At 69.0% G+C, this 13,764-nt stretch carries 12 protein-coding genes and 1 tRNA gene; 7 read left to right on the top strand and 6 right to left on the bottom strand.

What is annotated here, in order from left to right; translation table 11 throughout:
- Positions 1-188: hypothetical protein (locus tag AB4112_RS32650; protein WP_441726039.1), on the bottom strand; the 188-nt coding region annotated here is incomplete at its 3' end.
- 55 nt (positions 189-243) lie between these two features.
- On the opposite strand from AB4112_RS32650, the gene AB4112_RS32655 reads away from it, so the two are divergent.
- From AB4112_RS32655 to AB4112_RS32670, 4 genes are all read left to right on the top strand, one after another.
- Positions 244-468 (top strand): peptidoglycan-binding domain-containing protein, encoded by a 225-nt coding sequence (locus tag AB4112_RS32655; RefSeq protein ID WP_441726042.1) that lies wholly within the window; start codon positions 244-246, stop codon positions 466-468.
- Positions 469-472: 4 nt separating this feature from the next.
- Entirely contained in the window at positions 473-1,345 is an 873-nt protein-coding gene (locus AB4112_RS32660; RefSeq protein ID WP_441726045.1) for a c-type heme family protein, read from the top strand.
- Complete coding sequence (locus tag AB4112_RS32665) at positions 1,338-2,873, top strand: serine/threonine-protein kinase (protein WP_441726048.1); 1,536 nt, start codon at positions 1,338-1,340, stop codon at positions 2,871-2,873. Before AB4112_RS32660 ends, AB4112_RS32665 begins: the two co-directional genes overlap by 8 nt.
- Before the next feature lie 124 nt (positions 2,874-2,997).
- Positions 2,998-4,947: a type VI secretion system Vgr family protein gene (locus AB4112_RS32670; RefSeq protein WP_309797046.1), complete on the top strand. Its 1,950-nt coding sequence runs from the start codon at positions 2,998-3,000 to the stop codon at positions 4,945-4,947.
- A 151-nt stretch (positions 4,948-5,098) separates the two neighbouring features.
- On the opposite strand, the gene AB4112_RS32675 is transcribed toward AB4112_RS32670, so the two are convergent.
- Both AB4112_RS32675 and AB4112_RS32680 read right to left on the bottom strand, forming a co-directional pair.
- On the bottom strand, positions 5,099-7,138 hold the full coding sequence (locus tag AB4112_RS32675; protein ID WP_309797048.1) for a beta strand repeat-containing protein: 2,040 nt from the start codon (positions 7,136-7,138) through the stop codon (positions 5,099-5,101).
- 311 nt (positions 7,139-7,449) lie between these two features.
- A tRNA-Met gene (locus AB4112_RS32680) sits at positions 7,450-7,524 on the bottom strand.
- Positions 7,525-7,696: 172 nt separating this feature from the next.
- Here AB4112_RS32680 and AB4112_RS32685 point away from each other — a divergent pair.
- Genes AB4112_RS32685 through AB4112_RS32695 form a run of 3 tightly spaced genes read left to right on the top strand, consistent with a single transcriptional unit; the run spans position 7,697 to position 11,421 of the window.
- Positions 7,697-9,139: a M16 family metallopeptidase gene (locus tag AB4112_RS32685; protein WP_309797051.1), complete on the top strand. Its 1,443-nt coding sequence runs from the start codon at positions 7,697-7,699 to the stop codon at positions 9,137-9,139.
- A gap of 22 nt (positions 9,140-9,161) precedes the next feature.
- A complete protein-coding gene (locus AB4112_RS32690; RefSeq protein ID WP_309797053.1) occupies positions 9,162-10,481 on the top strand; it encodes a M16 family metallopeptidase in 1,320 nt (439 codons plus the stop codon).
- 28 nt (positions 10,482-10,509) lie between these two features.
- Entirely contained in the window at positions 10,510-11,421 is a 912-nt protein-coding gene (locus AB4112_RS32695; protein ID WP_309797055.1) for an aldo/keto reductase, read from the top strand.
- A 4-nt stretch (positions 11,422-11,425) separates the two neighbouring features.
- Here the strand turns inward: AB4112_RS32695 and AB4112_RS32700 are convergent, their stop codons facing one another.
- The 3 genes from AB4112_RS32700 to AB4112_RS32710 all read right to left on the bottom strand — a co-directional run bounded on the left by AB4112_RS32700 (position 11,426) and on the right by AB4112_RS32710 (position 13,672).
- The gene (locus tag AB4112_RS32700) at positions 11,426-12,376 is read right to left on the bottom strand and encodes a DMT family transporter (RefSeq protein WP_441726205.1); all 951 of its coding nucleotides are present in this window, start codon (positions 12,374-12,376) and stop codon (positions 11,426-11,428) included.
- 111 nt (positions 12,377-12,487) lie between these two features.
- Complete coding sequence (locus AB4112_RS32705) at positions 12,488-12,874, bottom strand: hypothetical protein (RefSeq protein WP_441726054.1); 387 nt, start codon at positions 12,872-12,874, stop codon at positions 12,488-12,490.
- A gap of 60 nt (positions 12,875-12,934) precedes the next feature.
- Positions 12,935-13,672 carry a hypothetical protein gene (locus AB4112_RS32710; protein WP_441726056.1) on the bottom strand — a complete coding sequence of 246 codons (738 nt, stop codon included), beginning with the start codon at positions 13,670-13,672 and terminating at the stop codon, positions 12,935-12,937.
- Positions 13,673-13,764: the final 92 nt, after the last annotated feature.

The raw sequence follows: 13,764 nt of genomic DNA on the forward strand, positions 1-13,764 counted from the left end.
CCCGAAAAGGCGCCCGAGCCGCCGGCCGCACCGGCCCCGGCCGCCGCCGAGGTCGCGCCCCCGCCGGCACCGCCGTCGGCCGAACCGCCGAAGCCGGCGGTCCCGATGCCCCTGCAGCTGGTGCCGCCGCATCCCTTGGCGGGCACGCCCCCGGTGGAAACGACCACCGCGGCGGCGGACCAGCCCACGCCGCCTGCGCCGGCGACTTCAGGCGTGGGGGCCCCTACGCCCCCGGACGCGGCGGTGGCCACGCCTGCGGCCGTCCCGCCGACGCCGCGGGCGGACGCCCGGACCAGCCGGATCCAGACGGCGCTGGCCCGGCGGGGCTTTTACGCCGGGGCGCCCAGCGGCCGCATGGACAGCCGGACCAAGGACGCCATCCGCGCCTTCCAGACCACGCTCGGCGACCGGCCGACCGGCGTCCTGACGCAGATCGAAATCGCCAAACTCCTGAATATCGGGCAGTAATTCGATGACGCTTCGCCTCAAATTCAATCTGGTGATGCTGGCGGCGTTCCTCGCCGGCCTGGGGCTGGCGGCGATCTTCGTCAACGTCGTCAGCGAGCGCGAGGCGCGGCGGGCGGTCCTGGCCGAGGCGGCGGCCATCATGGGCGCCGCCAACGCCACCATCCACTACACCGACACCCAGGTGTCGCCGCTGCTGAACGGCCAGGTGAAGACCCAATTCCTGCCGCAGAGCATCCCGTTCTTCGCGGCCCAGCAGACCTTCGACCAGATGGCCAAGGACTTCCCGGACTACGCCTTCCGCCAGCCGACCACCAACCCCACCAACCCGGCCGACCGGCCGGTGTCGTGGGAGGCCGACATCATCAAGGCGCTGGCGGCCCAGCCGGAGCTGGACCATCTGGTGACGGAGCGGAAGACCGACACCGGGACCGTGCTGTCCTATTCACAGCCGATCCGGGTGACCAGCGAGAGCTGCCTTGCCTGCCATTCGACGCCCGAGGCCGCGCCGGCCTCGATGGTCGACATCTACGGCCGCGACAACGGCTTCGGCTGGAAGATCGGCAACACGGTCGGGGCCCAGGTGGTGTCGGTTCCCGAGCGAGTCCCCCTGTCACAGGCGCGGTCCAGCCTCTATGTGATCATGGGTGGGTTGACGATCGTGTTCGCCGTGATGCTGGCCATGCTCAACCTGATGCTGCATTTCTTCATCATCGTGCCGGTCCGACGCATCTCCAAACTCGCCGACGAGGTCAGCCTGGGCAACATGGACGTTCCGGAATTCCAGGTCTCCTCCGCCGACGAGATCGGCTCCCTCGCGGTATCGTTCAACCGTATGCGCCGCAGCCTGGTCACGGCGATGGGAATGCTGGGTGACTGACGAGGCCTCCGGGCCGGCCCTTCCCGAGGCCATCGGACGATTCCACATCGAAGGCCTGCTCGGCCGCGGCGCGATGGGCGTGGTCTACAAGGCGCATGACCCGCACATCGATCGCCCGGTCGCGATCAAGCTGGTGCGGGCCGACCTGCTGGAGGGCGAGGACCGCGAGGAGTACCTGCGGCGGTTCCGCAACGAGGCCAAGATCGCGGGCCGCTGCATCCACGCGAACATCGTCGGCATCTACGATTTCGCGGTGCATGAGGGCAACCCGTTCCTGGTCATGGAGTATGTCGAGGGGGTCAGCCTCAACCAGGCGTTCCGCCGCGGCACCAAGGCCGGCATCGCCGAGGTCGTGCGCATCTCGCTGCAGGTGCTCGACGCCCTGGCCTATGCCCATGGCTTCGGCATCATCCACCGCGACATCAAGCCGGCGAACATCCTGCTCACCGCCAACGCCCGGCTGAAGGTCACGGATTTCGGCATCTCGCGGCTCACCAGCACCGATTCCACGCTCGGCGCCATGATGGTCGGCACCCCGAGCTACATGTCGCCCGAGCAGTGCCGCGGCGGCGACATCGACCAGCGCTGCGACCTGTTCTCCCTGGGCTGCGTGATGTACGAGCTGCTGGCCGGTGAGCGCGCCTTCAGCAGCGTCAACTACACCGACGTCATCTACAAGCTGATCAACGCGCCGCATCCGCCGCTGCAGGACAAGCGCCCCGACCTGCCCGCGGAGCTGGTGCGGATCGTGGACCGCGCTTTGGCCAAGCGGCCCGAGGATCGCTTCCCCGGCGCGGAGGAGATGGCGGCGGCGCTGCGCGCGCTGTCCGACGCCGGCACCGGCGCCAGCCCGGCATCCCGCCCCCCGGACGCGACGGCGGACGACCACGCCACCATCGTCGTGCCGTCCGCCGGGGCGCCGCGGCCGCGGGCGTCCGACTCCCCGCCCTCGACGATCGGCGATTTCGACGGCCTGGACGAAGCGTCCCTGTCGACGATCGAGCGCAGCCTGGCGCGCCACATCGGCCCGATGGCGCGCTTCCATCTGCGCCGGGCCATGCAGGACGCCCACTCTCCGGATGAACTCCTCCGCCTGCTCGGCGACCTGGTCCCGCAGCCGGAGCTTCGCGAGCGCTTCGTCGAGGAGGCGCTCCAGGTGATCGCGGCGCGGCCCGACCGGAGCCTGCGCGCGCCGGTGCCGGAGATCGCGGAGCCGGGATCCCTGGCGACGACGGGATCTTTGGCCACCGGGTCCCTGGCCATGGGCTCCCTGGTCCCGGGCCAGCCGCGGCCCGGGGTGGCGGCGGTGGAGGCCGTGACCCGCGCCCTGGCCCATTCCATGGGGCCGGTCGCCCGCCACCTGGTGAAGCGCGCGCTGGCGCGCGCCGCGACGCTCGACGAACTGCGGGAGCGGTGCCTGGAGCTGATCGACAACGCCGATGAGCGTGCCCGCTTCCAGAAGCTTCTCGCGGACATGCCCCATCCCGGAACCCTCGCGGTCTCCGTCCGCGACCTGTCGCGCGATTAAACCGGTTTCATCCGTAACATTTCCCCGCCGTCCTGAAATCAAGCGGTAGGCGGGGTCGGCCATCTTCCGGTTCGCATGGGAATCCGAGGGGCGCCGAATGTCATCGAGTGGTCGGAACGAGCCGTTGTTGCTGCTCACGTCGCCCCTGGGCGACGACACGCTGCCGGTCCAGCAGGGGACTCTGCACGCCATTGCCCTGGAGGCGGTGGAAGAGCTCAGCTGCCCGTTCGAACTGACCCTGACCGTCGTCTCCAGCGAGCGCAGCATCGACCCGCAGGAGCTGCTCTACCAGCCGGTGGGACTGACCATCCGCAGGCCGCCCCGGGGGGAGCAGTCGTCAGGCGGCGGCACGGAAAGCGCGGCGACGCAGCGGAACGAGGACCGGTTCTTCAACGGCCTGGTCCGCAGGATGGAATCCATCGGGCTGCCGCGGCGGGACCGCTGGACCTACCGGCTCGAGGTCGTGCCACGGCTGTGGTTCCTCAGCCAGGTCGAGGACAGCCGCATCTTCCAGAACATGAACGCGCAGGAGATCCTGGAGAAGATCTTCAACGAGCACGGCGTCCAGCCGGTCGATTTCCGCATCTACCGCAACAAGCCGGTGCGCGAATACACCACGCAGTACAACGAGACCGATCTGGCCTTCGCGCAGCGGCTGCTGCAGGAGACCGGCTGGTTCTATTTCTTCGAGCACACCAAGACCACGCACACTCTGGTGATCACCGACGGCAACGAGGCGTTCCAGCCGGTGTCGGTGCCGCCGCACTGGGTGATCCACGCCGGCAACAATGTCGACGTGTTCGACCAGTGGGAGGAATCGCATGCGACCGCCCATGGCGAGGTCTGGCTGCAGGACTATGATCCGACCAAGCCGACCACCCCGGTGGAGGGGCGGGAGGACACCACCCTGCCGACCGCAGGCGCCGCCCAGCGCGAGGTCTACAACTGGCCGGCGCTAACCACGGAGAACCAGATCGCGGCCGACCGGGCGAAGTTCCGCATCCAGCATGCCGAGGTCCGGTCGGCCCTGTGCCACGGCCATGGCAGCGACTACGAATTCTCCCCGGGGCGCCGCTTCACCCTGGCACGGGACCCGTTCACCCAGGCCGAGGGCATCGAATACGCCGTGCAGGCCGTCCGCCACCAGGCCGCCGACGACACCTGGATCGCCGGCGCCGAGAAGGGGCGCTACGAGAACAGCTTCACCTGCTTCCTGCAGAAGACGCCGTGGCGCGAGGACGCCCGCAACACCCGGCCGGTGATGGCCGGCATCTTTCCCGCCATCGTCCTGGGCGAAGGCGGTGAGGAGATCCACGCCGACCCGCTGGGGCGGGTCAAGGTCCGCCTGATGTTCGACCACCGCAAGGACACGGTGGCCGGCATGGCGGTGTGGGTCCGGGTGATCCAGCCCTGGGCGGGCAACACCTGGGGCTGGCAGCACCTGCCGCGCGTGGGGACCGAGGCGGCGGTCGCGTTCATGAGCGGCGATCCGGACAATCCGGTGATCGTGGGCGGGGTCTACAACGAGGTGATGCAGCCGGTGTTCCCGGTCCCGTCCGAACAGACCAAGAGCGGCATGCGCAGCCGCTCGACCCTGCAGGGCGGCACCCAGGACTATTCCGAATTCTCGATCGACGACAAGAAGGGCCAGGAGTTGGTCCTGCTGCACGCCCAGAAGGATCACAAGATCGAGGTCGAGCACAACCAGGACGCCACGATCGGAAACGATCGCACGGTGACCACCCACCGCAACGACAGCCTGACCAGCGAGACCGGCGCCATCACCATCACCGCCGCCGAGTCGATCACCCTCCGCGTCGGGACCAGCATCATCGAGATGACGCCGGAGTCGATCCTGATCACCGCCACGGAGGTCTCGGTCATCAGCAAGGCCGCCATGACCATCAACGCCGGGGCGGCCATGGAGATCGGTGCAGGGGCGGCCATCGAGGTTGCGGCCGGCGCGGCGATGAACTTCTCGGTCGGTGCGGCGTTCATCGTCGAGGCGGCCGTCAACGTCACCCTGCTGACGCCGATATTCTTTGCCATGCCTCCGATCCCGCCGGTGGCCTGACGCCAAGCACGCCGAGGAAAGGGAACGGATGCAAACACCAGGGGCGGGACGATGCATCGGCACCGGTCCCGCCCTTGATGCTTCGTATGGCCAACCGCCCCGCGCCAACCCCACCTTGCGGATCGCAGGGTGGGGCCGCGGGGTCAGAGAGTTAGAGAACGAAGTCGCTGGCGGTCAGGGTGTGGTCGGACAGGACGGTGATGGCGAAGTCGGCGACCTTGTCGCCATTGGTGTCGCCGAAGACGCCCTGATAGCCGTTCGGCAACTGGAGGATCCGGAGCTCGCCGGCCGTGCCGGTGAAAGCGCCGGTGCCGAGGGTGAAGGCGCCGTCGCCGGCCCCCGCGCCATTGGCATCGATCGGCGACAGGTCGATCTTGTCGCCGGTGGAGAAGTCCTCGATCACGTCGCGGCCGGATCCCGCCACGGTGCTGTCGCTGACGGCGTTGTAGACGAAGGTGTCGTTGCCGGCGCCGCCCTGGAAGGTGTCGGCCCCGCCGCTGCCGGTGAGGACGTCGTCCCCGCCCCGGCCCCACAGCCGGTTCGCACTGTCGTCCCCGGTCAGGACGTCGTTGAAGGCCGAGCCGCTGACCTGTTCGATGCCGGCCAGGGTGTCGCCGGCGGCATCGCCGCCGGACACGGCGCCGGTCGCCAGGTTGACGTTGACCGCCGCGGAGCTGCTGGAATAGGCCGCGACATCGATGCCGTCGCCGCCGTCGAGATGGTCGGCGCCGACGCCGCCGGTCAGGACGTCGTTGAAGTTGTTGCCGTTCAGGGTGTCGTCGCCGGCGCCGCCATAGACGACGTCGTTGCCGTCGCCGCCGTTGACCGTGTCGTTGTCGTCGCCGCCGTCGATGGAGTCGTTGCCGGTGCCGCCGGTGATGGTGTCGGTGCCGGCGGCACCGACGAGACGGTCGTCGCCGTCGCCGCCGTCGATGATGTCGTTGCCGGCCTCACCATTCAGGGCATCGTTGCCGCCATTCCCGTTGAGCGTGTCGTCGCCGAGTTCGCCGCCCAGGACGTTGGCGTTGTTGTCGCCGGTCAGGACGTCGTTGTGGCTCGACCCGTACAGGTTCTCGATGTTGGCCAGCGTGTCGCCGGCGGCGTCGCCGCCGGTGTTGACGTTGGTCAGCAGGTCGACATTCACGCCGGCCGCCGAGCCCTGGTAGTTGGCGACGTCCGATCCGGCGCCGCCATCGATGGCATCGGCCCCGGCCCCGCCGCGAAGCGTGTCGTTGCCGTCGAGGCCGAGGATGATGTTGTCCGATGCGTCCCCGAACAGGTGGTCGACGAACGCCGTGCCGGTCAGATTCTCGATGCCGGTCAGCGTGTCGCCCTGGGCGTCGCCGCCGGTGCCGGTGCCGGCGATCAGGTCGACGGTCACGCCGGCGCCCGAGCCGGAATAGTCGGCCGTATCGACGCCGCCATTGCCGGTGATGACGTCGGCCCCAGCGCCGCCGATGAGGGTGTCGTTGCCGGCCGAGCCGATGAGGGTGTCGTCGCCGGCCGACCCGATCACGCGCTCGATGCCGGTCAGGGTGTCGCCCTGGGCGTCGCCGCCGCTGCCGGTGCCTGTGGTCAGGTTGACGGTGACCGGCGCGGCGGAGCCGGAATAATCCGCGGTGTCGTTGGTGCCGGCGCCGCCCTGCAGCGAATCGGCCCCGCCGCCGCCGATCAGGGTGTCGTCCCCGGCGCCGCCGAGGAGGATGTCATTGCCGCCCTGGCCATTCAGCGTGTCGTCGCCGCCCTGGCCGTTCATGGTGTTGGCGGCCGCGCTGCCGGTGAGGCTGTCGCCACCGGTGTTGGAGCCGATCAGGTTCACGATGCCGACCAGCCAGTCGCCCTGGGCGTCGCCGCCGAAGCCCTGGGAGGCGCCGGTCAACTGGATGTTGAGGCCGAGGATCGGGAGGGTGAGGCTGAGCAGCACCGAAAGGTCGATGGTCACGCCGTCGACGGAGGTGGTGTAGTCCGCCGCGTCGATGCCCGACAGGGTGATGATGCCGGCGGCGTTCAGCAGGCCGCCGATGATGACGTCCGCCCCAGCGCCGCCCCGGATCACGTCATCGCCGGACCAGCCGATCGCGATGTCGTCGCCGCCCAGCGCATCGATGAAGTCGTTGCCGATGCCCTGGATGGGGCCGATGATAAGATCCGGAAGGATTTCCGCACCATTGGTGCCGGTAAACGTGGCCACGATCGAAACCTCATTAAATGTGAGACGAGCTGAATGCACTTATGGTGCATTACAATTGAAATAGATCAACCAAAAATTACCCGGATGGGGGTCTTTACAAACCTTCCATTTTGGGTATGGCCGGCTCTGGTCGCCCCGCCAAGGCGTCGGCGCCCCATACTCGCTCGGCAAATGATGTAAGGCAGGAATGCCGCGAAGCGCCGGCAAAGGAACGGATGCAAACGAAAAGGGCCGGAAGATGCGTCGGCACCGTCCAGCCCTCGAAGCCTTGTCTCGCAAGGGAGAACCGCAGCGCTCCGCGGTTCGAATCTTGGTAGCTGGGGAGGGATTTGAACCCCCGACCAAGGGATTATGATTCCCCTGCTCTACCACTGAGCTACCCAGCCATCGGGGCCGAGCGTATACGCGGCCGGCGCCGCTGCTGTCAAGCCGTGGGGCGCCTCCGTCGGCCTCCTTTCTTGCACCCTCGACGGACGGTCACGCTGCCGCCACAGTGTCGCGCTTCCTGGAGGCCCGGCCTGCTTGCGGTGCCGGCGCCGCTTCCGCTACCAAGGCTGCATGACCGCGATGCGCTTCTCCCTCGCCCGATCCGCTGCGGCCTTGGCCTCGGCGCTGGCCGTTTCCGCAGCCCTGGCCGCCGCCCCGGCCTTCGCCCAGACCTCCGCCTCGCCGCTGCAGGCCGCGCCCGCGCCGCTGCCGGCCGATTTCCGGATCGCGCCCAAGGCCGAGAGCTTCACCCTGGACAACGGGCTGCAGGTCATCGTCATCCCGTCCGGCTCCGCCCCGGTGGTGACGCAGATGGTGTGGTACCGCGTCGGCGCGGCGGACGAGGCGCCGGGCCAGTCCGGCATCGCCCATTTCCTCGAACACCTGATGTTCCACGGCACCACGTCCAAACCCCGCGGCTATTCGCAGGAGCTGGCGGCGCTGGGCGGGGTCGAGAACGCCTTCACCACCGCCGACTACACCGCCTACTTCCAGTCGGTGGCCAAGCAGAACCTGCCCTGGGTGATGCGCTACGAGGCCGACCGGATGCAGAACCTCGTGCTTGAGGAGAAGCGGGTCAATGCCGAGCGCGACGTGGTGCTGGAAGAGCGGCGGATGCGGATCGAGAACGAGCCGTCGTCCCGGCTGGCCGAGGCGATGAACGCCATCCTCTACCTCAACCACCCCTACCGGGCGCCGGTGATCGGCTGGCCGGAGGAGATCCAGGCGCTGCGGCGCGAGACTGCGATCGCCTTCTACGACCGCTTCTACACCCCGAACAACGCCACTGTGGTGATCGCCGGCGACGTCCAGCCGGCGGCGGTGCGCAAGCTGGCCGAGGAGATCTACGGCCCCGTCCGCCGCCGGGCCGACCCGCCGCCGCGGCTGCGCCCGCAGGAGCCGCAGCCGCCGGCGCCGCGCCGGATCGAGCTGGCCGACGCCCGTGCCGGACAGCCCTATCTGCGCCGCGACTACCTGGCCCCCTCCGGCGTCTCCGGCAAGCCCGGGGAGGCCGCGGCGCTGCAGGTGCTGTCGGCGGTGCTGTCGGGCGAGACCGGGCGGCTGTACCGCGCCCTGGTGACCGACCACAGCATGGCGGCGATGGCCGGCGCCTCCTACGACCCCGACATGCTCGACTACAGCGCCTTCGCCGTCTACGCGGTGCCGCGCGCCGGGGTGACGATGACGGATCTGGAAACCGCGATGGATGCGGTGCTGGCCGACATCCGCGACGGCACGGTGCCGGAGGAGGAGCTGGCCCGCGCCAAGCGCCGCCTGCTGGCCGGCGCGGTCTACGGCCAGGACGACCCGGGGACCCTGGCGCGGGCCTTCGGCGAGGCCGCGGCGCTGGGCCGCCCGATCTCCGAGGTGCAGGACTGGCCCGGGCGGATCGCCGCGGTCCAGGCCGCCGACGTGCAGAAGGTCGCGCGCACCTACCTGCAGCCGCCGCGCTCCGTCACCGGCATCCTGACCACCGCCCCGGCCCCGGCCGCGGGCGAGGCGAAGCAGCCCTGAAGCGCCAGCGAGGACGATACCGATGAAGCCGATCTTCGCCCACCCGCTGCGCGCCGCCCTGGCCGCATTCGGGTTCCTGCTCGCCGCCGCTTCCCCCGCCGCCGCGACCACCATCGACAAGGTGGTCAGCCCCGGCGGGATCGAGGCCTGGCTGGTGGAGGACCACACCGTCCCGGTCATCACCCTGTCTTTCGCCATGGCCGGCGGGTCCGCCCAGGACCCCGACGACAAGCTCGGCCTGGCCTCGCTGCTCAGCGACATGCTGACGGAAGGGGCAGGGCCCTATGACGCCGCCGGGCTGAAGGCGGTGCTGGCCGACCGCTCGATCCAGCTCGGCTTCGGCAGCTCGCAGGATTATTTCACCGGCCGGCTGAAGACGCTCAGCACCGAACGCGACGCGGCCTTCGAGCTGCTGCGCCTGACCCTGGCCGAGCCGCGGCTCGACTCCGCCGACCTCGACCGGATCAAGGCCGGGCGGCTGGCCGACCTGAACTTCCAGGAGAACGACCCCGGCACCATCGCCGACGACCGCTGGTCGGCCGCTGCCTTCCCCGGCCATCCCTATGGCCGCCCGACCATCGGCACCAAGGCGACGGTCGCCCCGATCGGGCCGGACGACCTGCGCGGCGCCCAGCGTCGGCTGATCGCCCGCGACGGGCTGCGGCTGGCGGTGGTCGGCGACATCGACGCCGCGACGCTGGGGCCGGCGCTCGACCGCATCTTCGGCGACCTGCCGGCGACCAGCACCCTCCGCGACGTGCCGGAGATCCAGGCCGTCGCCGCCGGTCAGACGGCGGCGGCGATGCCGGTGTCGCAGGCGGTGATCCAGCTCGGCTACGCCGCGCCCCGCCGCGACGATCCCGCCTATTTCCCGTCGATCGTGATGAACCACATCCTCGGCGGGTCGACCTTCACCTCGCGGCTGTACACCGCGGTGCGCGAGCAACGGGGCCTGGCCTATTCGGTCGACAGCAACCTGATCCAGCTGCGGCGCAGCGGCGTCCTGGTCATCACCGCCGGCACCCAGGCGGCGCGGGCGGGGGAGAGCCTGAAGGTGATCCGCGACGAGATCGCCCGGCTGGCGAAGGACGGCCCGACCGCGCAGGAGGTGGCCGAGGCCAAGAGCTACCTGATCGGCAGCTACCCGCTCGGCTTCGCCTCCTTCGACGCCCTCGCCAGCTACGTGCTGCAGCTGCAGCTGGCCGGGCGTGGCCGCGACTTCATCGAACGCTATCCCGGGCTGATCGAGGCGGTGACGGCGGACCAGGTCAAGGCCGCCGCCGCGAAGATCCTCGAGGTCAAGGACCCGACCGCGATCGTGGTCGGCGGCCCGGCGGGCTGACATCGCCGCCACAGAGGGGGACCATCACATGGCTCATGACCGGCGCATCGTCCTGACCGAGGGCGGGCCGACGCTGTCGCGGCTGGTGTTCGGCGCCTGGCGGCTGCTGGACGGCCCGACCCGGCCCGACGCCGATGCGGTGGCGCGGCTGATCGCCGGCGCAGTCGATCTCGGCCTGACCAGCTTCGACCATGCCGACATCTATGGCGGCTATGCGGTCGAGGAAGCCTTCGGCGAAGGGCTGGCCCGCTGGGGCGGCCGGCGCGAGGCGATCGAGCTGGTCAGCAAATGCGACATCATGCTGGCCACCGCCAACCGCCCGGCGAACCGGCTGAAGCATTACGACACCAGCGCCGGCCACATCCGCGCCTCGGTCGACCGGTCGCTCGCCAACCTGCGCACCGACTATCTCGACCTGCTGCTGCTGCACCGGCCGGACCCGCTGATGGATGGGGACGAGACCGCGGCGGCGCTGGACGGGCTGGTCAAGGCCGGCAAGGTCCGGGCGGTCGGGGTGTCGAACTTCACCCCATCGCAGATCGACCTGCTGGCCTCGCGGCTGTCGGCCCCGCTGGCGACCAACCAGATCGAGATGTCGGTGCTGCGCACCGCGCCGCTGGTCGATGGCAGCCTCGACCACGCCCAGCGGCTGCGCTACGCGCCGATGATCTGGTCGCCGCTCGGCGGCGGCAGCCTGTTCACCGGCACCGGCGCGCGGGAGCAGGCGGTGCGCGCGGCGCTGGAAGCGGTGGCCGGCGGGCGGGACCTGTCGGCCGTCGCCCTGGCCTGGCTGCTGCGCCACCCGGCCCGGCTGGTGCCGGTGCTGGGCAGCCTGAAGCCGGAGCGGCTGGCGGCGATGGTGGGCGCCCTGGACATCACCCTCGACCGCCAGCAGTGGTTCGCCATCCTCGAGGCCAGCGAGGGGCGGGAGGTCGCTTGAGGCCTCAGGCCGGCTGGGCCTTGGCCGTCTTGCGCCCCGGCAGGGTCATGGCGGCGACGCCGAGGACCACCAGCACCAGCCCGATCATCGCGGTCGAGGCCGGGGTCTCGCCCAGGAAGACCACGCCGATCGCCACCCCGACCGGCACCCGCAGATAGGCCTGCGCCATGGTGCCGACCGAGCCGAGCGACGCCAGCAGCCGGAAGTAGATGACGAAGGCCAGCGCGGTCGAGACCAGCGCCAGGCCCAGCAGCGCGCCGACCGAGCTGGCGGAGGGCGCCAGCGCCCAGGGCCGGTCCAGCACCAGGCTCAGGGGGATCAGCATGGCGGCGCCGGACAGCATTGACCCCGCGGCCGGGACCATCGGGTCCAGCCCCTTGAAGTTGCGGCCGAAGATGGCGGCGACGGCGTAGCACACGGTGGCGGCCACGATCGCGAGCTGCGGCAGCAGCTGCCGGCCGGCACCACCCAGCGCGTCCAGCCCGATCACCAGGGTGATGCCGGCGACCCCGGCGACGACGCCGAACAGCTTGCGCCCGGTCACCGGCTCGTGCCGGGTCACCGCCCAGGTGATCAGGAAGGTGAAGATCGGCGAGGTCGAGTTCAGGATCGCCGCCAGGCCTGCGTCCAGGCTGGTCTCGGCCCAGGCGATCATGGTGAAGGGGATGACGCTGTTCATCACCGCCTGGAAGCCGAACAGCCGCCAGGTCCGGCCGTCGGCCGGCATGCGGATGCCGCGCAGCCGCAGCACCAGCAGCAGGACGCCGCCGGCGATGACGGTGCGCGCCGCGATCAGCGTCACCGGCGGGATCGTCGCGACGCCCAGCTTGATGAAGCTGTATGCGCTTAGACAATCACGGGAGCTGGAAGAACCCGGGGGTCGCGACGTGCTGGGCGCACGCAGGAGTCGTCTCGTGCATGTGACGCTCTCTGCTCTGTGTCGCGCACGGAAGATCCGTCCTCAGTCACCTGAGCGCGCTCCACGACTATGCAGGCGTTTGCTGCTGTAGCATCTGCGCAAGCACATCATCGAACTGAACCGGCTGCGCCTGGCTGATCGCCTCGGCTAGTTGGTAAAAGAACACCGTCCGCTATATTGGGACGGGCTGAACTCGCCGCCGATGAGCGAGTGGCGGCTGTGCAGGGCCGAGCCATCCAGAACAATTGTCGTCATCTGCGCGGCGCCGGTTGCGAGCGGCTCGATAAACGTAATTGCCTGGTTGCTTCGGTAGACAAATAGCTCCTGAACACCGGCGTTGCCCGTCATGAAGGCTTTGTTGGTGAGCGTGTCGTAGCTGACATCGAAGCGGAAGTCGTCAGCTTCCATACCCTTTGGTGACCAGCGCTGATTGAAGACGCAGTGAAAGGAAATGGCGCCAGCGACCGCGGCGGTGGGGGCAGCGAATATCATCGCCACAATGAATGCAATACGAAGCATGAGTAATTCGGTCATTGAAACGATGGGAGGCTACACCGTTTCGCGCTTGCCGGCATCGATTGTCGACCTGCAGTGTCACCGCCAGCGGCCGGGACGTTTCCGAGGGCGTTGATCTGATGATCTCCGGCGAAGCCGTTCCTTCTCTTTCTGTGCCGCATGCATGCCGTCGAGAATGCCCAGCGCCGCATCGGGGCCGAACTCGCGGACTAGCAGGTCGAGGTGTCGCCGGGCTCTCTGCGTTAGGCCTCGGCTCACTCGCCATGGCCGTCGCTCCACCACGTCATTGTGATAGGACTCGGTCAGCGTGGCGATCTTGGTGATGTATTTCACCCAGCCTGAGGCACCGCCGGCTTCCGTGGTAATCTCGACCACCTTCACACGGTTCTCTCGATCGAGCTTCCAGGTCACTGCCCTGGACTTCTGCCCCGATGGAGTTCGTGCCTGGGCGGCTACCCGATTTCCGGTGATCCGCTTGGCAACGTGTTTCCCCAGACAGCGCCGGAACGACTCTCGATCGATGTCGACGCGCAGTGCTGCGTGGAGATCAAACCCACGTTCACCGCTGTGCGCGTAGCTCTCGGTAGCTTCGACGTCGACCAGGGGTCCCTCAAAGGACCAGAACCCCTTCTCGTAGAATATGCCTCGCTGTTCGAGAACGGCGATATTCTCGCCGGCCTCAATGCCTAGCTCCCGGCACGTGGCATGGACGCAGTTCTCGAACGTCTTGATAGCCCAGGCGGCGAGATCCTTCCCTGCAGCCTTGGCGATCTCCTCATGCTCCTGGTCAAGGTTGATGGTGATGGCGAGGTTCAAGCCGGCGGTCTCAGCGGCCTGTCCGAGAAGCGCGACTAGGTGATGAAAGCCTAGTCCCTCCCATTGATGGGGTTTTGGCCTTCCACTGCGAG

The sequence above is a fragment of the Inquilinus sp. 2KB_23 genome (assembly GCF_052115705.1).
Classification (GTDB): domain Bacteria; phylum Pseudomonadota; class Alphaproteobacteria; order DSM-16000; family Inquilinaceae; genus Inquilinus; species Inquilinus ginsengisoli_A.

Excerpts from the sequence above, each read along its gene's own strand:
- AB4112_RS32690 (WP_309797053.1), top strand. The coding sequence starts at position 9,162 with ATGAAGCCGATCTTCGCCCACCCGCTGCGCGCCGCCCTGGCCGCATTC.
- AB4112_RS32685 (WP_309797051.1), top strand. The coding sequence starts at position 7,697 with ATGACCGCGATGCGCTTCTCCCTCGCCCGATCCGCTGCGGCCTTGGCC.
- AB4112_RS32705 (WP_441726054.1), bottom strand. The coding sequence starts at position 12,874 with ATGACCGAATTACTCATGCTTCGTATTGCATTCATTGTGGCGATGATA.
- AB4112_RS32660 (WP_441726045.1), top strand. The coding sequence starts at position 473 with ATGACGCTTCGCCTCAAATTCAATCTGGTGATGCTGGCGGCGTTCCTC.
- AB4112_RS32695 (WP_309797055.1), top strand. The coding sequence starts at position 10,510 with ATGGCTCATGACCGGCGCATCGTCCTGACCGAGGGCGGGCCGACGCTG.